We start from the raw sequence: 20,737 nt of genomic DNA, 5'->3' as shown, positions 1-20,737 counted from the left end.
GAAACTGTCTGGATCAGGCGTCGGTTGCGGTGGCAGCCGCCGCATCGCGAGCCGCATCGGCAGCAGCGGCGGCCGACTGCGTGGCGTTGAGCATATCGAGCTTGCTGCTGATTTCCTTGAGCGTGTCGCTCATCTCGCTGCTGTTCGACATGGCGGTGAACTGCGCCATCTGCGCCAGCATTTCGGTGTTATCGACCGGGTTAGTCGGATCCTGCTGCATCAGCTGGGTTGTGAGCAGACGGAAGAAATCGCCCTGCCCCAGGTCGGCATAGCCGCGCCCTGCGGCGTTGGTGTTCTGGCTCGTGGCACTAGCGCTGTTTGACGCCGTCGCGGAAGTTACGGTCATTTCATCCTCATCGTTTCGAGCATCAGTTGCTTGGCCGTGGAGAGTGCCTCCACCATGTTGCGGTATTGCCTGCTGGCTTCGAGCATCTCGACCATCTCTTCGGTCTCATCGACCGGGCTGACCCAGACATCGCCGTTTTCATCGGCCAACGGGTGGCCGGGCTGGTGCATCTTGGTCGGCGCGACATCGGCGCGGCGCACCGCCTGCACCGAAACACCCCGCAGGCTTTCTACCGCGCCCAGTTCCTCGGCGAAGACCGGGCGCAGCGGGCGATAGGCCTCTTCTTCGGTGGCGGCAGCACTGCCGGCATTGGCCATGTTCGAAGCGGCCGCGTTCATCCGCACCGTCTGGGCGGACATCGCGCGCTGGGCGAGTTCGAAGATGTTTGCGGGGCCCATCGTCAGTCGCCCCGCAGCGCGCGCTTGATGGTATCGACCCGTCCGCGCAGCAGCTCGAGCGTGGTAGCGTAACCGACCGCGTTTTCGGCAAAGGCCGTCTGCTCGACGCCCATCTCGACCGTGTTGCCATCAAGGCTGGGCATGACCGGGCGGCGATAGCGCATCGCACCGGCCTGCGCCTGATCGATCGACTGCCCACCCTCACTCGCGGCGAGCGCGGCACGAAAGTCGATGTCGCGCGCTTTGTATCCGGGCGTGGCGGCGTTGGCGATGTTCGACGCGAGCAGCTCCATACGCTGGGAGCGCAATTGAAGTGCTGTGCCGTGGATGCCAAACAGGCGATCGCTCATGATAATTTTCCCGTGCTGGATTACGATCCGCCGATAACCCAGCAAGCACCGTGCCAATTCCTTTTTGGCGCAGAAATCCAATCGGATCCGGAGGCGGCAGCGGCGATGCGGCAACCATTCGCCGGAAACCGGCAATTCTTCGCCGCTCCCCCTGAAAAACCTTGGCCGATTGCCGTGCTTGAATGCGACACCACCCCGCGCGCCGCAGGAGCACCACTTTGCCCGACCTGACTTCCATAGCCATTGTCGTCGGCTTCACGCTGCTGGCAACAGTGCTACAGGCAGGTCTGCGCAACAGCCGGGTTTGCCTTGCGCAATGCGCAGCGCTGCTGAAAAAGCCGTTTGACCCGGTGCAGACGCGCGCAGAGCTGGCTCGGCAGATGGGCGACCTGCGCAAGGATGGAATTGTGCGCGCGGTACCTGCCGCCAGCAGCGATCCCGAATTCGACCGTTCTACCAATGCCATGATCCGCGCTCGCTCGCTCGAGGCGCTTATGGTGGAGCACGACGCCTGCCGCTCGCGCCGGTTTTCGCAGTCGGCCACCGCGCGGCAGGTGTGCAATCAGGCCGCGGAGCTGGCGCAAATGATGGGCCTGGCAGGTACGCTGATCTCGCTTGCCACCCTGTCGCCCTCAATAGCAGGGGGAACCTCGCTCACCGGGGCCATCGGCATGGCCGTTGGCACCACATTGACCGGCGTGGCGCTGGCCAACTTCGTCTTCATTCCGCTTGCCGGACTGATAGACCGGCGCGCGCGCAATGAAGACGATGCGCGCGAGGAAGTTTTCGAATGGCTCGAAATGCACGCGCACATCGCCATGCCACGGCTGCGCGAAGCTGAGCCGCTGACCGTGCTGCACAAGGGCGCGGCGTGATTTTCTCGTCCACCAACGCGCGCTGGCAAACGGTGCTCGCGGACCTCTCTCTGATACTGTTCCTCGTGGCAGCCTCGGCGCTCGACGAAAGCCCCGCACCCGTTGCCGCCGCGACCCGCGCCCCGCGCGAGGGCGATGCTGTCGACACCGGCGAAACCGCCGACGTCTCGCTCACAATGTGGAGCCCTGGCCCCGCCGCGCCGCCGCTTGCCGAATGGCTGGCCGAACAGACGCCCGACGAAAGCCAGCGGCTTGCCATCGTCATCACCTATGCCAAGGGCGGCTTCGACGAGGCCCTCGCCACTGCATCGACCCTGCGCGCCGAGAGCGGCAGCGAAGGCAGCCGCGCGCGGATAACGATTGCCGAAGGCGATCGCAGCGGAACCATGGTGAGCCTGGTGCAGGATGATCCGCCACCAGCCAGCCGGCCCTGAACGACAACTGGCCCGCTTATTGCATAGTCATGCGCATGAGATATTCCGCTTCAAAGGAGCCCGCCATGCGCCGTCTTGCCCTAATTGCCGCTGCCGCGCCGCTTGCCGCCCTCGCTGCGGCCCCCGCTGCGGCCAGCCAATTTCATGATCTCGCCGCGATCGACGGGGCCGTCGCCCAGTTCGCCGGGGCGCAGATCGGCCAGTCGGGCGGTGCCCAGACACCCGTCGACCGGCAAATGCGGCTTGCCGAGTGCGCAGCCCCGCTCGCGCTCGACTGGTACGGCGCTGGAGAGACCGCCGTGCGCGTCACCTGCCCCGGCAGCTGGCGCATATTCGTGCCCATCATGCGCACGGCGGCAAGCGTTTCTGCGGCCGAACAGGCCCCCGTCGTTTCGCGGCGCGATCTGCTTCGGGTGGAAGCTGGCGGCGCGGGTTTCCGCGTAAGCCGCAGTGGCGAAGCGCTTGAGGAAGGCCAGGTGGGCGAGGCCATCCGCGTCAAGATCGACGACGGCACCCGCCAGGGCCGCGTGGTTACGGCGCGCGTGGTGGAAGCCGGGCTGGTCCGCGTCGCCGTACGCTAGGCCGCTATAATGCCACCTTGGCAAAAATTTTTTACCGAGGCCTTAAAGCCGGCATAAGACGACCGTTCTGCTTTACGTAGACCCCTTGTAAAGGACCAGTCATGAAGCCGATCGAGATCAACTCTGTTGCCAGGAGCCGCCCGCTTGGCAGCGAACCGCAGCGGACGGTCTCGTCCGCCCCCACCCCTTCGGCCCCTACCCCGGCGCCCGCGCCGCGGACCGAGGCCGAAATGGTCAGCCGCTCGGAAAGCCTGTCCGCAGGCTCGAGCGCGCCGGTCGATACCGACCGAGTGAGCCAGATTCGCACTGCGCTGAAGGAGGGCACCTACCCGCTCGTTCCCGCCAGCGTGGCCGATGCCATGATCGCCTCTCGCTTCATTCTCATCGAGGGTAAAAAGGACTCGTAATGCACCTTGCAGAAAACCTGCGGCAGATGCTCGCCATCCTCGAAAGCGAGCGCGCAGCCCTCGCCGGGCTCGACCTCGAGCGCATCATCACCTGTGCCGATGGCAAGCAGCGCATTTGCACCGAGCTTGAAACCGTCGCGCGCGAAGACCTCGACGAGGAATGCGAAGGCCTGCTGAACGCTGTGCGCCGCATGAACGAGGTAAATCGCAAGCTGCGCAACATGATTGCCGACAATGTGCAGGCGCGTCTCGGCTCGCTGACCGGCAACAGCTTTCTCTATGCCGCTCCCGTCGAGCGGATGGAGATGATGCCGCGCTAGGCCTGAGCTGACGCTGGCCTAACGTCTCCTCTCAGTTTGGCACGGCACTTGCTTAGTCATTCCCGTTACCCACGGGGAGATAAGCCAAGTGTCGACAATCCAGCGATCGGGCCTGCAGGCCGCTATTGCTGCACCAGCGCCGCGCAACGCGCGGGTGCAGGCAGCAATTGCCGAGGCCTCGACGCGAACCTCGGTCGATTTCGACTATCTGATGGCCCAGGCGAAGGTGGAAAGTGCGCTGGACCCTTCGGCCAAGGCGCGCACTTCCTCTGCCGCCGGGCTTTACCAGTTTACCAACCAGACCTGGCTCAACACGCTGGATCGCCACGGCACGGCGCACGGGCTGGGCTGGGCGGCAGACGCCATTTCCTCCAACGGAGGCCGCGCGCGGATCACCGATCCCTCGATGGCCAGCGCGATCATGGAGCTGCGCTACAACCCCGAGGCCGCCTCGCTGATGGCGGGCGAACTGGCGGGCGACAACGCCGCCTATCTCCAGCAGACCTTCGGCCGCGCGCCCGATCATACCGAGCTTTATCTTGCCCACTTCCTCGGCGCTGCCGGGGCTCGCGAGTTCATTGCCGCCCATGCGGCAGATCCTGGCCGGGAGGCGGCAAGCCTGTTCCCCCGCGCTGCCGGGGCCAATCGCGGCGTGTTTTACGACAAGGGCCGCGCCCGTTCACTGGGCGAGGTGCGCGAGCTGTTTGCCAACAAGCTGGAAAAGGCGGGCAGCGGACTGGGTGGCTACGGCCCCTTCCCCTCCCACGCGGGCGGATGGGGCGCACCCGCTATGCAGTCCTCCGCGGGAAAGGCCACTGCCGCACCCGCCGCCCGGCCGAGCATGGCCCAGGTGCTGACCAGCACTTTCGGCTCCAACCCCAATTCCGGTTCCGCCCCGGCGCATGTCGCCTCGGCCTATAGCAAGATCGCGAGATTCGGCCTGTGAACGTTCTGAAAGCCTACCTCAGCCCGTCGCTGGCCATGCCGCTGGCGATCCTGATCGTCATCTTCCTGCTTGTGTTGCCGATCCCGGCAATGATGCTCGACGTGTTCTTCGTGCTCAACATCGCGCTGTCTTTGGCGGTGCTGATGACGGCGATGAACGTCAACAAGCCGCTCGACTTCTCATCGTTCCCCACCGTGCTGCTGTTCGCAACCCTGCTGCGGCTGGCTCTGAACGTCGCCTCGACCCGCGTGGTGCTCATCGCCGGGCATGAAGGCGGCGATGCGGCGGGCAAGGTGATCGAAGCCTTCGGCGCATTCCTTGTCGGCGGCGACTTCGTGGTCGGCCTGTTCGTGTTCATGATCCTGATGATCATCAACCTGATGGTGGTGACCAAGGGCGCGGGCCGCGTGTCGGAAGTTTCCGCGCGCTTCACCCTCGATGCCCTGCCCGGCAAGCAGATGGCGATCGACGCCGACCTTGCTGCCGGCCTCGTAACCGCTGCCGAAGCCAAGACGCGTCGCCGCGAAATCGCCACTGAGGCGGACTTCTACGGTTCGATGGACGGTGCCAGCAAGTTCGTGAAGGGCGATGCCATCGCCGCGCTGCTGATCCTGGCGGTCAACGTGATCGCCGGGCTTATCCTCGGCATGGTCACCCACGGGCTGAGCGCAGGGCAAGCTGGCGAACTCTATATTACCCTCGCCGTCGGCGATGCGCTGGTCGCTTCGGTCCCCTCGCTGTTGCTCTCGATCGCCGCGGCCATGATCGTTACCCGCGTTTCCGACACGCGCGACCTTTCCGGCCAGGTCGGCGGCCAGTTTGCCGATCATCGCACCTGGCTGCCGGTGGGCGCGATCCTGCTGCTGCTCGGCCTGATCCCGGCCATGCCGCAGTCGATCTTCCTGCCTTTTGCGGCGGTGAGCTTCTTCCTCTGGCACAAGCTGCGCAAGAACGCCTCCGAACGCGCCGTGGCCGAAGCTGCTGCTGCGGTGGAGCCTGCGCCCGATCCGTCCGCGATCACAATCGAGGACGTCTCCGAGAACGCGCTGGTCAGCGTGGAGCTTGGCTATGGCCTCGTCCACCTCGCCGACGAGCGCAAGGGCGCGCCGCTGGTGTCCCGCCTCACGGGCCTGAGGCGCCAGCTGTCCGAAACCTTCGGCTTTATCGTCCCGCAAATCCGCATCCGCGACAGCCTCGAATGCCAGCCCGGCGAATACCGCGTCCGGCTTGGCGGCACGCGGCTCGGCGGAGCCATGGTTCGGCCCGACCGCCTGCTGGCCATCGACGCCGGCGACGTCAGCCCCCACGCCTTCATCGATGGCGACGACACCATCGACCCCAGCTTCGGCTGCCCGGCCAAGTGGATCGAGGCGCGCCAGCGCGAAATGGCCGTCGCCGAAGGCTATCTGGTGGTCGAGCCCGAAAACGTCATCGCCACCCATATCAACCAGCTGCTGATGGCCCGCGCGCACTTGCTGCTCGGCCCCGACGAGCTGCGCGAGCTGCTCGACAATGTGAAGGTGCGCAATACCGCGCTGGTCGAGGCGATCACGCCGCAGCCGATGAGCCTTGGCGCGCTCACCCGCCTGCTGCGCTCGCTGCTGGACGACGGGATTACGCTGGCCCACCCGTTGCCCGTGCTCAATGCGCTGGCCCAGTGCGTGCAGATAACGACCGAGCACGACATGCTGGTCGACATGATGCGCACCCAGCTTGGCGGGCAGCTGATCGGCCAGATCTGCGGCCCGAACGACAAGCTCCCGGTCCTCACCCTCGCCGCCGAACTGGAAGACATGGTCGTGGGCGGTCTGGTCGACCCGAGCACCGGACAGCCCGTGATCGACCCCGACCTTGCCCGCACACTGGGCGCGCAGCTCGCCGATGTGCTGGCACAGCGACCGCCCGGCTCCGGCCCTGCCGCGCTGATCGTGCAGCCGCGCGCGCGCCGTCCGCTCGCCGCGCTGCTCAAGCTGCGCGCGCCGCAATGCGCGGTGCTCTCGATTTCCGAACTGCCGCCCGAACAGCCGATCGAAGTGATCGCGGTAATCGGCGGTGAGGTCCAGCAACCTGCGCAGCCTGCGCTAGATCATCAGGGGCAGGAGGCCCTTGCCGCATGATCCACGATCAACGCCAACTTGACCCGAAAAGCGCCTATGGCGGCGGTGATGCCCGCCTGATCGCGCAGTTCACGCCCTTGGTGCGAAAGCTCGCCTGGCATCTCGCCTCGTCTGCCGGCCCGTCGATGGACGCCGACGATCTGATGCAGATCGGCCTGATCGCGCTCACCGAATGCGCGCGCAGGCACGACCGGCCCACCGACGATGGCCTTGCCGCCTACGCCAAGCTGCGCGTGCGCGGGGCGATGATCGACGCGATCCGCAAGATGCAGAACGAAACCCGCAGCGCGCGCAAGGATCGCAAGCGGATCGAAAAGGCGCGTTCGGCTCTGACCGTACAATATGGCCGCCAGCCAACCGACGCCGAGGTCGCCAGCCTGATGAACATGACGCCTGCCGAGTTCTCCGACAAGCAGAGCCGCAGCGCCCCCATTCGCCACGTCGATATGGAAGGCGCTTACGACGAAAGCAGCGCGGCTTTCGCGAGCGAGGAGATGGACGCCGAAGACCTTCTGATCGAGGCCGAAAGCGGCACCGAACTTGCCGCCGCCATCGCCGAGTTGCAGGAGCGGCACCAGCTGGTGATCCAGCTCTATTTTCTTGAAGAGCTGAACCTTGCGGAAATCGCCGAAGTGCTCGAAGTGTCGGTGCCGCGCGTCCACCAGCTCAAGGCGGCCGCGCTCAAGGCCCTGCGCAAGGCGCTAAGCTGAGCAGATCAGGGCAAGCGCCCCTGCTTGAAGCCATCGCCAGCGTGGAAAATCAGCGTTTCCACGCTGGTCCCCTCGCCCAGATTTACGCGGTTTTCCTGGCTCGGCCAAATGTCGGTCAGGATGCTTGAGCGCACCTCCACCTCCGCGCCCTCCGGGATCGCGGGGGCGACCTGATAGATCCAAAGGTAGGCCCCTTCGACCTCGTTGCCGAGCACTTCCAGCGCCACCGGCTCGCCGTCAACCATGACCCTGAAGTGGTTTCCGATATAGACGGCGAAGGCATCGCGGCTTGCCTGATTTCGCGCGATATCGGCCTCTTTCATATCGTGCAGCGCATGTTCGGCATCGTGCATCGGCACGCGGTGGCTGACTTCGAGCTGGCCGGTGCGCGGATTGTTGGCCATGGTCGTGATGACGATCTTCTGCTGATGCGCCCAGACCGGCTGCGCCAGCGCCAGCACCATCAGCGCCAGCGCGGCGAGAAGCTTGCGGATCATTGCGCGGCCTCGTTCATCAGATCGCGCGACACCCGTGATTTGCTCTGCTCGGCCTGATAGGCCTCGATCCGGCTCGGGATGATGCGGCGCGGATAGTAGTTGTTCTCGATATCCGCGTCGGCCGTTTCCCAATCGGGATCGACCACGACCTGCTCCAGCTCGCGGCCCTTGGGGAAGACCAGCAGCTTGCTAACTTCGTGCGGGTTACGCCGCCAGATTTCGGCCGGGATCACCATGCGGTCGGTGCTGCCATCGGTAAAGGTCAGGCCGAGGATGATCGGCATCACCAACCCGCCCTTGTTGGTGAAGTTGAGAACATAATAGTTCGCATCCTCGCGCACCGCCCGCTCGAAGACCGCGCGCTCCAACGGTTCGAGGTTATCGAGGAAGCTCTCGTAGTCCTCGCGGTCTTTCGGGGTGGCGGTGAACTGGTCGTTCTCGTCGTAGAAGTCGGTTACGCCGGGGTTTTCGAGCACCCAGATCGGCACCTGCTGCTCGCGGTTGAGGCGCACGCCAACCCGCTCGGGCTCGCCCGCCAGCTCCTGCCGGCGGCGCGGCAGGTCGATGTCCGGGTCTTCGGTGTCGAGACGCAGCCGGTAGACCGAATCGAGCGCGATATCGACATGGTCGGTGGTGTAGAACCAGCCGCGCCAGAACCAGTCGAGATCGGAGCCCGATGCCTCTTCCATGGTGCGGAAGAAGTCCGACGGGGTCGGCCGTTTGAACTTCCACCGGCGCGCATATTCGCGGAAGGCGAAGTCGAACCGCTCGCGCCCGATCACCGTGTCGCGCAGGATATGCAGCGCCGCCGAGGGCTTGGTGTAGGCGTTCGGTCCGAAGTTGATGATCGAATCCGACTGGGTCATGATCGGCTGCTGCTGGTTGGAGACCATATAGGGGATCACATCGCGCGCGATCCGGCCGCTCCACGGCATCTCCGGGTCCCACTCGTAGCCAGCAACGGAATCGAGGAATGAGTTGAGCCCCTCGTCCATCCAGGTCCATTGCCGCTCGTCCGAATTGACCGTCATCGGGAAATAGATGTGACCGACCTCATGGATCACCACGCCGACGAGGAACAGCTTTTCCGACAGCGAATAGGTCCGGCGGCCATCGTCCTGCAATTCGGTGCGCGGCCCGTTGAAGGTGATCATCGGATATTCCATCCCGCCCACCGGGCCATTGACCGACTGGGCCACGGGATAGGGATAGTCGAAACTGAACCGCGAATAGACCTTGAGCGTGTGGATCACCGCCGGGGTCGAATATTTCGCCCACAGGTCACCGCCTTCCTTGGGCCAGAACGACATCGCCATCACGGTCTCGTTCTCGGCGCCGGGCTGCTGGTGGCCTTGCGCATCCCATAGGAACTTCCGGCTCGAAGCCCATGAAAAATCGCGGACATTCTGCGCTTCGAAGCGCCAGGTCTTGGTGCCGCTGGCACCGCTGCGCTCGTTCGCCTCGGCTTCGGCCTGGGTCACGACCATGACCGGCTCACTCGCGGTGCGGGCCTGATCCAGCCGCTGGCGCTGGGCGGCGCTCAGCACCTCGTCCGGGTTCTGAAGCAGACCGGTGGAGGCGACGATATGATCGTCCGGCACGGTCAACGAAACGTCGTAGTTGCCGAATTCGAGCGTAAATTCGCCACTGCCGAGGAACTCCTTGTTGTGCCAGCCTTCATAGTCCGAATAGGCGACCATGCGCGGGAACCACTGGGCGATTTCGAAGATGTCGTTGCCGCCCGAGCGCGGATCGTCAGGGAAATGCTCGTAGCCCGCGCGTCCGCCCACTGCCTTCTGTTCGGTGATCTGGAAGCCCCAATCGATCGAGAACTCCACGCTGCCGCCCGGCGCGAGTGGCTGCGGCAGGTCGATCCGCATCATCGTGCCCACAATGGTGTGATCGAGCGCCCTGCCATCCCCCAGCGTCACCGCGCCGATCTCGTAGCCATAGTCGTTGTCGGCCATCGACTGCTGACGGCGCAGTTCGCGCAGCGATAGCCGCGTGGGCGTGTCGTCTGCCCCGGCGCGGGTGGCGGTACCGCCAAAGTCGTCGGTCAGCTCGGCGATGGAATCACGGCGAAAGATGTTCTGGTCGAGCTGAAGCCACAGCCACGGCAGGCTGTCGGGCGAATTGTTGGTGTAGCGGATCGTTTCGCTGCCGGTGAGGCGGCGCTTCGCTTCGTCGAGCCGGGCTTCGATGCGATAGTCGGCCTGCTGCTGCCAGTATTCATGCCCCGGTGCGCCCGAGGCATTGCGATAGGTGTTGGCCGTGGGCAGCACCTCGTCGAGCTGGCGGAACTTGTCCTCGAAGTCGCCAACTGTCTGCTCGATGCCCTGTGCTGCCGCTGGCCCGGCAAAGACGAGCGCGGCGAGGAAGACGATGCCTTTCAGGCCGCGCTCGTTCCGCATCAGCGCGCGTCCAGTTCCGCAACCAGCGCCGGCGCCGGATAGATCGTCTCCAGCGCCTCCTGAATCGCTGCGGCGGAGACCACCACCGTGCGGTTCAGTGTGCCATCGTAGCCATAGTTGCCCCCAAGCGAATGAATATTGCCGTCGAAGGCCGCGCCGATCACAGCGCCGTCGCGGTCGATCACCGGGCTGCCCGAATTGCCGCCGATAATATCGTTGGTGGTGACGAAATCGTAGGTGACATCGGGATCGATCGCATCGCGTTTGGCCGCAAAGGCAGGCGCGAGATCGAACGGCGGATTGCCGGTTGCGCGCTCGAAGGTGCCGCCCAACGTGGTGGCGATAGGCACCTGATTGCCGCGCTCGATCCAGCCCTTCACCTGACCATAGGAGATGCGCAGGGTGAAGGTCGCATCGGGATAAAGGCTGTCACCATAGGCGGCAAAGCGCGCATCGGCCAGTTCAGCACCGGCTGCGGCCAGCGGCCCGGCATAGGCCTCGTCGACCAGCTGTTGCAGCTCACGCTGACGCGGCTCCAGCCTCAGCGCATACTGAATCATCGGATCGTCCGAGGCTTCGATGGCAGCAAGCCCGCCTTCCCACAGCTGGCGACGATATTCCGGATTGGCCAGCCGCGTGCCGGTCACCAGCCGCTCGGCCAGTTGCTCGGGGCTTTCTTTGCCCAGCAGCAGCTGCGAATCGGCATCGTCCACACCGAGATATTCTCGCGCTTTCGAAAGGCTCCAGCCCATGTAAAGTTCGTCGAGCCACGGGTAGACCGGGCGTTCATCGGTGATGCGCTTTTCGAGCAGCGGCAGCGCGCTGTCGGTATAGCCGGGAAGACGCTCGGCATTGGGCTTTTCGCGTTCCTGCGCGGCCATGACGAGACCTTGGGCGTAACCGTAGAGATCGCCCGAAGGGTTGGTAAAGCGGTAGGGCAGATAGAGCGCGCGGTAAGCCTGCACCGCATCATCCACCTCGGCCCAGGGATCGCCGATGGCGGCATTGCCCGCGCTCATTTCAAGCAGTTCGGCTTCGGAAGCGGCGAGCTTGTCCGTAAAGGCAGGATCGTTCAGCGCATTGGTGCGGCCGATGTAAACCTTGAGCGAATTCTCGACGCCGCTGAGCAAATCCCCGCCTTCACGCGCACGTTCTTCGCTTACGGCCATCGCGGAGATCAGTCGTCCGCGCAGCTCGGACAGCGTCGCGAGCGTAACCGGCAGGCGCACTTCGCGTTCGAAGGCGCGCTGGCTTTCGGTCATCAGGCGTGCGGTCGAGCCGGGATTGCCGACCACGAAGGTCAGTTCGCCTTCCTCAGGCGCGCGCGGGTTCCACGCCAGGTGTGCTTCGGGCGTCACCGGCTTGCCGTTTTCGTAAGCGCGCAGGAAGCTGCCATCGAGCGAATAGCGCGGGAAGTTGAAGTTGTCGGGATCGCCGCCGAAGGTCGCCGCACGGTCTTCCGGAGCCCAGACAAGGCGCACATCGGAATACTTGCGGTAGGTATAAAGCTTGTACTGCCCGCCGCCGAACAGCGTGACGACCTGACAGCGCATGGTATCGCGGTCGGTGCAGCCCTCGTCCTCGATCCTGGCGATCGCGGCATCGCGCGCGCGGGTCAGTGCCTCGCCTTCGAGCCCGGCGAAGGCGTTTTTCACGGTGTCGGTCACGTCGGTGATCGACATGACGACCTCGGCCTGCTGGCCGGGGCAGGCCTTCTCGTCCTCGCGGCGGTCGGCGATAAAACCGTTCTTGAGCAGATCGTTATCGCCGGTCGAGTTGTCGAACAGGCAACTGGCCACGCAGTGGTGGTTGGTGAGGATCAACCCCTCGCCCGAAACGAAGCTGGCCGAGCAGCCACCGGTAAGGCGCACGGCGGAAAGCCGTGTGCGCTCAAGCCATGCCGCATCGGGCGCCCAGTTATAGGCGGCCTCGAGCTTGTCGACCGGGAAGTTGTCGAAGGTCCACATGCCCTCGTCCGCCTGAGCAGGAACGGCGGAAACGGAGAGAGCCGCCAGGGCGACGCTGGCTGCGAGAACGTGTCTGGTCATGATATATCCTTGAGAAACCCTTGCAGCGACCTTGCCGCATTGGAGCCACCAAGGCAATCCGGTTCCAGCAGTTACCAAATGCCCGTAGTTCGCCAGCCGCGCGGGGCCTGTTTCCAGACCCCGCGCGATGGCTAGGTTCAGCCCGGGCGGAAGCCCACGCCCATGGCCCCCGCATCGGCAACGAAGGTCGCCGCCACGGATCGCTCGAACTCCGGCTGTGTGACGGTCGAAACGACCACATGTTCGGCCACGGCCCGCTCGGGCGTCAGGCGCACCAGCGCATAGCCCTTGTGATCCTGATCGCAGAACACGACGTCTTCGTTGCGCGCGGCGAGGTACTTGCCCAGCCCCGGCAACAGCGAACCGTAAGACGGGCTGGTGATCGCGGTGCAGCCAACCTCGACAGCGGCAAGCCTTCCGCCTTCGTCACGCAGGTTGTTGGTCCAGGCGGCATGGCTATCGCCCGCCAGAACGAGTGGCCGCGACCCGGCGCGCTCGAACAGCGCATAGAGCCGCTCGCGCGCGTAAGGATAGCCGTCCCAACCATCGAGGTTAAACGGCACCCCGGCGCGGAACGCCTGCATCGAGGTGGCGATCCGGGTGCGATAGGCCTCGGGCATGGCGGCGAGCATCTGCTGATAGGCGTCCGGGCCCAGCTGGGCCTCCAGATCGGGGCCGGCGACTTTCGCCATCACCACCTGATTGCCAAGCACCTGCCACGGCTTGCCCGCCTGCACCGACTGCGACAGCACCCCTTCGAGCCAGTCGCTCTGGTACTGGCCGAGCATCTCGCGGCTTTCGTCGCCCAGCTCGGCGAAAATCGCTGCCAGCGCTTCAGCGGGCGGCGCATCGCCCTTGGGCATCACCTGCTTGCTGCGCGCCAGCAGCCGGGTCTCGACCATCGCCAGCGTGGCAAGATCGCCGAACTCGAAGGCCCGGAAGATCGCCTCGCGCGCCCGCACCGGGCTCGGATCGCGGATCGGCATCCACTCGAAATAGGCCTGCATGGCAACGGCCTTGCGCGCGGCCCAATCGCCCTCCTCGCTCTGGTGGTTTTCGGCCCCGCCGACCCAGCTGTCGTTGGCGGTCTCGTGATCGTCCCAAACGCAGATGAAGGCAGCGCGGGCATGCGCGGCCTGCATGGAGGGATCGCTCTTCACCTGCGCATGGCGGCGGCGGTAGTCGGCCAGCGACACGATCTCGTGCGGCGGATCGGGCAGACGGCCGATGGCCTTGCCTACCTCGGTGCCATACCCATCGGCGCCATATTCGTAGATATAGTCGCCAAGGTGGATCACCGCATCAAGCCGGTCGAGCGCGGCCATATCGGCATAGGCGTTGAAGAAGCCGCCCGCCCACAGCTGGCACGAGGCCACGGCATAGACCACCTCGTCGGTCGCGCCGACCGGCAGGGTGCGGAACCGGCCCTTGGGCGACACGGTGCCATCAGCGGCAGCGAACCAGTAGTAGTATTCCCTGCCCGGCTCGAGTCCGGCCACCTCGACCTTGGCGGTGTGGTCGGCGCTGGCACGCGCCGTCACATCGCCTTCGACCACGGGCGAACCATCGGCACTAGCCGAAACATACCAGCTGAGGGCAATGTCTCCGCCAAACTCCTCGCCAGCCGTGGCGCGGGTCCAGATCACGGCGCCATCGGCGGCGGGGTCGCCGCTAGCTACGCCATGCGCGAAGGTAACTCGTGTGGGCGCGGGTTGAGCGAGCGTAACGCTCGCCGCACCCATGGTTCCGCCCGCGCCCATCAGGGCCAGAAGTCCGCGACGATTGATCGGCATCGGAAGTCTCCTTTTCGTGGTTGTTATTAGCGCAGGCGCGCGGTGAGTTCGATGCCGTAGAAGCGCGGCTCGGCAGGGATGAAGGTGGGATAACCGAATGCCCCGCCGGTGTTGCCTGCATCGAGCAGATAGTCCTCATTGCTCAGGTTGCGCACGAAGCCGGCCAGCTCGATCTGATCGTCCGCAAACGCAAAACCGGCGCGCACGTTTAGCAGCGTGACCGGACCTTGCGAGATCTTCGCCGAGTTGGGAAGCTCGAAGAAGATCGTGCTGCGGTGGGTCACGCTCGGCGTGGCGAAGAAGCGCACGTCGTTGGCGACCATGTGATCGACGGTGAAGCCCGCCGCCATCTGGAACTTCGGCTGCAAGCGGAAGCGCGCACCCGAATAGGCGGGAGCGAGCGTGTTATCCTCGTCGATCTTGGCATCGGCATAGGCGCCGTTGACAAACAGGCTGATCGCATCGGTCGCCTGCACGAACAGCTCGGCCTCGACGCCGATGTTCTTGGCATTGCCCGCGCTTTCGGTTCGGGTCGAACCGTCATCTTGGCGCTTGCTGACTTGGAAGCCGGAATAGTCCTGATAATAGACGCCGAGCGAACCCTGCACCGCCCCGGTCGCGACCTTTACGCCGCCCTCGTAGTTCCACACGGTCTCCTCAGGCACCAGCTGCAGGTTGGGAACCGTGTTCAGCGAAACATCGCGCGTCGCGGAAAGCTGCACCACCGGTGAGCGACGGCCCTTCGAAACGGTGGCATAAACGTTCACCTCCGGGCTGATCCGGTACAACGCGTTGAAGCGCGGCAACCACGCATCGAAGCTGTCGTCGGCGGTGAAGGTTTCGCCGTCGGTGCTCACCTGACCGGGCACAAGCGAGAAGGCGAGGCTCGGCAAGGCGGCCAGCAAAGGCGCCCGCAGCGCTTCGGGCAACAGGCTCGGCAGCACCGGCACCGGCACCTCCGAAACGTAACCCGACTGGCGATCTTCCCAGAGATAGCGCAGGCCCGCGGTCAGTTCGAGCGAGTCGGTCGGCATCCAGGTGGCATCGGCGAAGACCGAGTAGCTGTCATTCTGGCCTTCGTTCTGGAACCATGACTGATAGGGGATCTGCGTGAGCGCGCCGCCGGTGAGAAGACCGGTCAGCTGCGAAGCAGGCACCGAGCCATCGGCGGCGGTACACGGCATGTCGAGCCCGGCAGCGGCAGCGATTCCGGCCAGACATTGCAGGAACGTGCCTTCCTCGCCCGAAAACGGCACCGACTGGCGGCCATCCTCGGTAAAGTAGTTCCACCCGAACGAGCCGCGCACGTTCATACCCTCGTAGGCGAACCGGCCTTCATGGCTGAACTGCCAGCCCGACGCGTCTTCGGCAAATTCGAGGAACCAGGCCGCCGAGCCGTCGGCGTCAAAGGTCTCGAGGCTGTCGAACTCGCGGTAGCCGTTGACCGTGGTGAAGCTCCAGTTGTCGGCGAATTGCCACTCGGCGGTGAGGTTCGCGTCATAGACCTCGCGATCGAGACCCAGCTGGTCCTTGCCGAGCACGCTGCCCGACAGCGGCGATCCGCCCAGTTGCGCATCACCGAAGGGATCGGCGGCACCGGCGGCGGTGGGGAAATTGCCCGAGATGAAGGGCGTGCCGCCGTTGCGCTGGCGGTCGAAGGTGCCGATCAGGTCGACGGTCAGATCATCGCTCGGGGTGAACCGCAGCGAACCGCGCAGGCCGAGGTTGTCGAGCGCATAAAGCTCCTCGTCCTGCGACTCAGCGAGGTTTTCGACATAGCCGTCGCGGGTCTTCCATTCGAATGCGAGGCGGCCCGCGATCACGTCGTTGCCCGCGTTGAGATGCCCGCGCAGCAGCGTGTAATCGTAGTTGCCATATCCGCCGGTCAGCTCGGCCGAAACACCCGGCTGCGGCTTGGCCGAGACGAGACTGATCGCGCCCACCGCCGAGGCCGTGCCGAACAGCGTGGCCTGCGGGCCCTTGATCACCTCGACCCGGTCAAGATCGTAGATCGCCTGGTACGACCCGCGCGAACGCGAAATGTCGACGCCATTGTAATAGAGCGTGACGCGCGGCCCCTGCTGCGCCGAACCCGAGTCCGAGGTGATGCCGCGGATCACGATGCCGGGGTTGTTGGCGCTCTGCTCCTGAATATTGAGGCCGGGGACATAGTTCGAAAGTTCGTCGAGATCCGACACGCCCAACTCTTCCATCCGCTCGCCCGAAGTGGCGGTGACGGTGATCGGAACGTCTTCCACGCGCTGTTCGAACTTCTGCGCGGTCACGAAGATGCTGTTGCCGATGCTCTCGGACTCTTCTGCGAAGGCGGGGGTAGCGGCAAGCGTGGTGCCTGCCAGCAGAGCAAGCTTGAGCGAAGAACGAATAGTCATTTGCGATTCCCGTTATGGTTGAACCGGAGCGCGCCTATTCACTGTGAATGACGGGTTCGCGGCAGCTCGATGACGGTTGCGTGACCCCCGCCATTTTCCTGTGTGTAAGTCGCAACCTGAGCGAGCGCGAGTTTCCGGACGCATGAAATTGTCCGCCAGTCTATCGCCCCCGCCCCTGTCCAAAGCGCGTTAGGTAATCGTGCCGGCAGGCTGGCGTCAGCGCGCAGGCAGGCCTATGGCGCGCGCCATGTTTGCCTCGCTCCTCTCCGTGCGCGCGCTGCTGGTGGCCATCTTCATGCTGATGGCCGGCAGCGGCTTTCTCGCCACTTTGATCGCCATCCGGCTTGAGGAAGCAGGCGCCGGGGCGCTGGTGATCGGCCTTGTCGCCACCGCCTATTTCGCCGGGCTGATGCTTGGCGCATTGCGGGTGACGCCGCTGATCGTGCGGGTCGGGCATATTCGGGCCTTTGCCGCCTTCGTCTCGATTTATTCGGCCAGCAGTTTGACCTATGCCGTGGTCGATTACTGGCCGATCTGGATCGCGCTGCGCTTTATCGACGGGTTCGTGATGAGCGGGGTGTTCGTCTGCCTAGAAAGTTGGCTCAACCGCGTGGCTCAGCCAAACAACCGCAGCGCCATCCTCGCGGCCTATATGATCGCGCTCTATTCCGGTCAGGCGCTCGGCCAGTTTCTGCTGAACCTGCAGGACAACGCACCATCGCTGCCCTTCATGCTCTCGGCCATCCTGCTGTCGCTGACGATTCTGCCGGTGGTGCTCACGCGCATTGCCCAGCCAGTGATGGAGGATATCTCGCCCTTCTCCTTGCCGCGCCTTTACGACGCCTCGCCATTGGGGTTCGTCGGCGTGCTGGCCACCGGGCTGATGATGGGCGCGTTCTATGGCCTTGGCGCGGTATTCGCGCAGCGCATCGGCTTGCCGCTGGCGCTGGTCGCGCTGTTCACCTCCAGCGTGATCGCGGGCGGGGTTGTGCTGCAATATCCGCTCGGCATCCTGTCCGACCGGTTCGACCGGCGGCGGGTTATCGTCGGTTCGATGCTGGCGACGGCTGCTATCTGCGCCGCGCTGGCCTTTGCCGAGGGGCGGCTGGCGGTGTTCGTGCCGGGCGCGCTGTTCGGCGGGTTTGCCTTTGCGCTCTATCCGCTGTGCGTGGCCCATGCCAACGATCACCTCGACGAAAGCGAGCGGATCGGCGCGAGCAGCGGGCTGGTGCTGGTTTATTCAGCGGGCGCTGTTGCCGGCCCTCTGATGGGCTCGCTCGCCATGGGAGTGCTGGGTCCGGCCGGCCTGTTCGCGGCGATCGGTGCCGTCTCCCTGCTGGCTGCGCTGTTCGGCCTGTGGCGCAGCGCGATTGCCTCGCCCGTGCCAGCCGAAGATCAGCAGCCCTTCGTCGGCCTGCCGCGCACCAGCCCTGCCGCCGCCGTGCTTGAAAGCGAGACGAGCGACGGCACGGAGCAGGACGCCGCAAGCTAGCGCCTGGCGAGGCGCAAATCAGCCCGCAAACCATCTCCTGATACAAAAAGGGCCAGACCAGCAGATGCGCTGGCCCGGCCTTTTTATCTGATCCGCTAAACGATCAGAAATTGCGACGCAGCGTCACCGACCACTCGCGCGGACGGCCCGGATTGCCGGTAACCACCCCGAAGCTACCGACGTTTTCGGCCTTGCCCGTGTAGTAGAACTTGTCGAAAATGTTGGTAACCGCGCCGCTCAGCGACCAGTTTCCATCCCCACTCTCGAACGTAATCCGTCCGTTTACGAGGCTGTAGCCGTCGATCTTGTTAAAGTCGTTGTTGATCGAGTTGTACCAGAAGTCCGAACGGTAGCTCCAGTCCAAGCGCGGCGTGATCGAGGCACCGCCTGGCAATTCGGCGCGATACTGCGCACCGGCCGAAAGCTGCCACTTGCTGATGAACGGCGCGATCATGTCGAGCGTGACCAGCGTCGCCGGGTTCTTGATCTCCTTGTAGTCGAAATCGAGATAGCCGAGCGAGCCGTCGATGGTGAAGTTGTCCACTGGCTCAAGGAAGGTTTCGAGCTCGAAGCCCAGCACCTCGGCATCGCCCGCGTTCGACGGTACCGAGCACGAGAGCACCACGCTATCCGGGCACTGATAACGCACCAGCTGGATGTCGGTGTAGTCGTTCAGGAACACCGCACCGTTCAACCGCACGCGGCCGTCAACCAGCTGCGACTTGAAGCCCGCCTCGTAAGTCGTCAGCTTTTCCGGCCCGAAGCTCAGCACCTGATCGGGCGCCGAAGGCCGCGGGTTGATGCCGCCGCCCTTGAAGCCGGTCGAGACCTGCGCGTAGAGCATCAGGTCGTCGATCGGCGTGACGTTGAAGCCAAGGCGGTAGTCGACCCGATCGCCCTTGAAGGTGCCGCTTTCACCATTGAGGCCCGCGAGCAGGAAGTTGGGGGTGAAGAATTCGCCGCTCGGCACCGAGCCATCGACGTTAAGGCGGCTGTAGTTGTAGACCTTCTTATCGTTGGTGTAGCGCAGGCCGCCGATGAGGTTCAGCGTATCGGTCACATGCACTTCGACATGGCCGAAAGCCGAAGCCGAACGGTTGGTCACCAGATCGTCGGAAAGGAAGTCGAACAGCAGCGTCGGGATCTGGTTGCGACCGGTGAGGATGTCGTTCGCATCGTAGTAGAACCCACCGATGGTCGCATCGACCATGCCGTCGGCGAACTGGCCCGACAGGCGCAGTTCCTGCGTGAACTGCTCGTGGCTGTAGTTGACCTGCTGCAACAGAATTGCGAGCGGCGAACCATCGACATCTATGCCGCTGGTGCCTTCGGCCTTGCGATAACCGGTGATCGAGGTCAGCGCGAGATTATCGGACAGGTCGAGATCGACGTGGCCCGACACACCCCAGCTTTCGACCGACCCCTGCGGATCGACGGAGAAGCCGCCCGGCGCGACCTGGCGGTCGATCCCGAAGTTGGTCGTGTAATTGCCACCAGTCGCATAGGTCGCATAGCTGGTGTAGCTTTCGGGCGCGGTGAAGAACCGGTCATCGAACGGGACGCCGGCCGAAGGATCGCCCTCGACATAGCTGCGTACGGCCGGATTGTCGGCAAAGAGCAGCTTGGTGGGCGCGATTTCGGACTTGTCGTTGGCATAGTCGGCGCGCAGCGTGATTTCGTAAGGCGCGTCGATCGGGGCATAGCGCAGAGCCAGCCGCACCGCCTGCAAATCGCGCCCGCCTTCGGTTCCGATCACACAGTCAGAACCGCCATCGCCCACCTCGGGGAAGCCCTCACCCGGATTGGCGCAACCGTAGTCGAGCCGCTTGAAATAGCCGTCCGACGACTTGGAGACGACCGAGACGCGCGCGAACAGATCCTCGGTCACGGCGAAATCGGCACTGCCGCGCAGGTCGAGGCGGTCAAAGCTGCCGTAGGTTGCCTCGACGAAGCCGCCGCCGGTGCCGTCGGGCTTGGCGGTGTAAAGCTTCACCGCACCGCCAACCGAGTTCTTGCCCGCGAGCGTGCCCTGCGGGCCGCGCAGCACTTCCACACGGTCCAGATCGGTAAGATCCATCACCGCGCCGAAGGTGGTCCCGTAATAGATGTCGTCGATATAGATACCCACGCCCGGCTCCAGCGCGAAGCTGCTGTCTGCCTGGCCGACGCCGCGGATGAAGGCGGCAATCGAGTTGCCCTGCAGGCCGGTGGCCGGTTCGAGCGCGACGTTGGGCGCAAACTCGCCGAGATCGGCCACGGTCGTCTGGCCGCGCGATTCGAGCATCTCGCCGGTCATTGCCGTGATGGCGATTGGCGTATCCTGCACGTTCTGCTCGCGGAACTGGGCGGTGACGACAATCGTGTCGTTGGTCTGACGCGCGGCAGAGGCACGCTCGCTGTCCTGTGCCTGTGCAGGCGCGGCGGCGCACAGAGCCAGTACCGATGCGCCAGCCAACGCGGCGTTCATTCTCGTCATAGATTTGAACATGCTAATTTCTCCCTTCATCCATCCGGTCGCGATGCGGCCGAACTCTCAGCGGGCCATGAAATGGCGTATCGCCACCGGCCCATATCCATGATCATTGAGGTAGAAAGGTATCTGCCCGGCAACCGCGCGAGGCT

Annotated in this window: 19 protein-coding genes; 10 read left to right on the top strand and 9 right to left on the bottom strand. The window is 64.5% G+C overall.

The features are described from left to right. Nucleotides 1-13: 13 nt before the first annotated feature. Genes E0473_RS13330 through flgB form a run of 3 tightly spaced genes read right to left on the bottom strand, consistent with a single transcriptional unit; the run spans nt 14 to nt 1,094 of the window. Nucleotides 14-346 (bottom strand): flagellar hook assembly protein FlgD, encoded by a 333-nt coding sequence (locus tag E0473_RS13330; RefSeq protein WP_137681367.1) that lies wholly within the window; start codon nt 344-346, stop codon nt 14-16. Continuing rightward, nucleotides 343-744: a flagellar basal body rod protein FlgC gene (gene flgC, locus E0473_RS13325; protein WP_137681366.1), complete on the bottom strand. Its 402-nt coding sequence runs from the start codon at nt 742-744 to the stop codon at nt 343-345. The genes E0473_RS13330 and flgC overlap by 4 nt, the downstream gene beginning before the upstream one ends. Before the next feature lie 2 nt (nt 745-746). Beyond that, nucleotides 747-1,094 (bottom strand): flagellar basal body rod protein FlgB, encoded by a 348-nt coding sequence (gene flgB, locus E0473_RS13320; protein ID WP_137681365.1) that lies wholly within the window; start codon nt 1,092-1,094, stop codon nt 747-749. On the opposite strand from flgB, the gene E0473_RS15430 reads away from it, so the two are divergent. The 9 genes from E0473_RS15430 to E0473_RS13280 all read left to right on the top strand — a co-directional run bounded on the left by E0473_RS15430 (nt 1,068) and on the right by E0473_RS13280 (nt 7,484). Beyond that, entirely contained in the window at nt 1,068-1,325 is a 258-nt protein-coding gene (locus E0473_RS15430; RefSeq protein WP_161981616.1) for a hypothetical protein, read from the top strand. The two genes, flgB and E0473_RS15430, sit on opposite strands and share 27 nt — an antisense overlap. Further along, a complete protein-coding gene (locus E0473_RS13315) occupies nt 1,313-1,969 on the top strand; it encodes a MotA/TolQ/ExbB proton channel family protein (RefSeq protein WP_161981615.1) in 657 nt (218 codons plus the stop codon). Before E0473_RS15430 ends, E0473_RS13315 begins: the two co-directional genes overlap by 13 nt. Further along, nucleotides 1,966-2,403, top strand: a complete 438-nt coding sequence (locus E0473_RS13310; RefSeq protein ID WP_137681363.1) for a hypothetical protein — start codon at nt 1,966-1,968, stop codon at nt 2,401-2,403. Before E0473_RS13315 ends, E0473_RS13310 begins: the two co-directional genes overlap by 4 nt. 65 nt (nt 2,404-2,468) lie before the next feature. After that, nucleotides 2,469-2,984, top strand: a complete 516-nt coding sequence (locus E0473_RS13305) for a flagella basal body P-ring formation protein FlgA (protein WP_137681362.1) — start codon at nt 2,469-2,471, stop codon at nt 2,982-2,984. A 101-nt stretch (nt 2,985-3,085) separates the two neighbouring features. Then, nucleotides 3,086-3,391, top strand: coding sequence for a flagellar biosynthesis anti-sigma factor FlgM (flgM, locus tag E0473_RS13300; protein WP_137681361.1), 306 nt, complete (start codon nt 3,086-3,088; stop codon nt 3,389-3,391). Continuing rightward, entirely contained in the window at nt 3,391-3,711 is a 321-nt protein-coding gene (locus tag E0473_RS13295; RefSeq protein WP_241657509.1) for a hypothetical protein, read from the top strand. Before flgM ends, E0473_RS13295 begins: the two co-directional genes overlap by 1 nt. 88 nt (nt 3,712-3,799) lie before the next feature. Further along, the gene (locus E0473_RS13290) at nt 3,800-4,657 is read left to right on the top strand and encodes a transglycosylase SLT domain-containing protein (RefSeq protein WP_241657508.1); all 858 of its coding nucleotides are present in this window, start codon (nt 3,800-3,802) and stop codon (nt 4,655-4,657) included. 35 nt (nt 4,658-4,692) lie between these two features. Further along, nucleotides 4,693-6,774, top strand: a complete 2,082-nt coding sequence (locus tag E0473_RS13285) for a flagellar biosynthesis protein FlhA (RefSeq protein ID WP_241657530.1) — start codon at nt 4,693-4,695, stop codon at nt 6,772-6,774. Further along, entirely contained in the window at nt 6,771-7,484 is a 714-nt protein-coding gene (locus E0473_RS13280) for a sigma-70 family RNA polymerase sigma factor (protein ID WP_137681359.1), read from the top strand. Before E0473_RS13285 ends, E0473_RS13280 begins: the two co-directional genes overlap by 4 nt. Nucleotides 7,485-7,489: 5 nt before the next feature. On the opposite strand, the gene E0473_RS13275 is transcribed toward E0473_RS13280, so the two are convergent. From E0473_RS13275 to E0473_RS13255, 5 genes are all read right to left on the bottom strand, one after another. Next, nucleotides 7,490-7,981: a DUF6702 family protein gene (locus E0473_RS13275; RefSeq protein WP_137681358.1), complete on the bottom strand. Its 492-nt coding sequence runs from the start codon at nt 7,979-7,981 to the stop codon at nt 7,490-7,492. Then, a complete protein-coding gene (locus tag E0473_RS13270) occupies nt 7,978-10,392 on the bottom strand; it encodes a M1 family metallopeptidase (protein ID WP_137681357.1) in 2,415 nt (804 codons plus the stop codon). The genes E0473_RS13275 and E0473_RS13270 overlap by 4 nt, the downstream gene beginning before the upstream one ends. Then, nucleotides 10,392-12,440: a S46 family peptidase gene (locus tag E0473_RS13265; RefSeq protein ID WP_137681356.1), complete on the bottom strand. Its 2,049-nt coding sequence runs from the start codon at nt 12,438-12,440 to the stop codon at nt 10,392-10,394. The genes E0473_RS13270 and E0473_RS13265 overlap by 1 nt, the downstream gene beginning before the upstream one ends. Nucleotides 12,441-12,577: 137 nt before the next feature. Continuing rightward, entirely contained in the window at nt 12,578-14,233 is a 1,656-nt protein-coding gene (locus E0473_RS13260; protein ID WP_137681355.1) for an alkaline phosphatase D family protein, read from the bottom strand. 26 nt (nt 14,234-14,259) lie between these two features. Further along, nucleotides 14,260-16,623: a TonB-dependent receptor gene (locus E0473_RS13255; protein ID WP_137681354.1), complete on the bottom strand. Its 2,364-nt coding sequence runs from the start codon at nt 16,621-16,623 to the stop codon at nt 14,260-14,262. A 247-nt stretch (nt 16,624-16,870) separates the two neighbouring features. Between E0473_RS13255 and E0473_RS13250 the strand changes: the two genes are divergently transcribed. Beyond that, nucleotides 16,871-18,115, top strand: a complete 1,245-nt coding sequence (locus tag E0473_RS13250; RefSeq protein WP_137681353.1) for an MFS transporter — start codon at nt 16,871-16,873, stop codon at nt 18,113-18,115. 103 nt (nt 18,116-18,218) lie between these two features. Here the strand turns inward: E0473_RS13250 and E0473_RS13245 are convergent, their stop codons facing one another. After that, nucleotides 18,219-20,603, bottom strand: coding sequence for a TonB-dependent receptor (locus tag E0473_RS13245; protein WP_137681352.1), 2,385 nt, complete (start codon nt 20,601-20,603; stop codon nt 18,219-18,221). Nucleotides 20,604-20,737 lie beyond the last annotated feature (134 nt).

The sequence above is a fragment of the Aurantiacibacter suaedae genome (assembly GCF_005434915.1).
Lineage (GTDB): Bacteria > Pseudomonadota > Alphaproteobacteria > Sphingomonadales > Sphingomonadaceae > Alteraurantiacibacter > Alteraurantiacibacter suaedae.
Note: the sequence above shows the minus strand (reverse complement) of the source record. Positions and strands in the feature narration are given on the sequence as shown.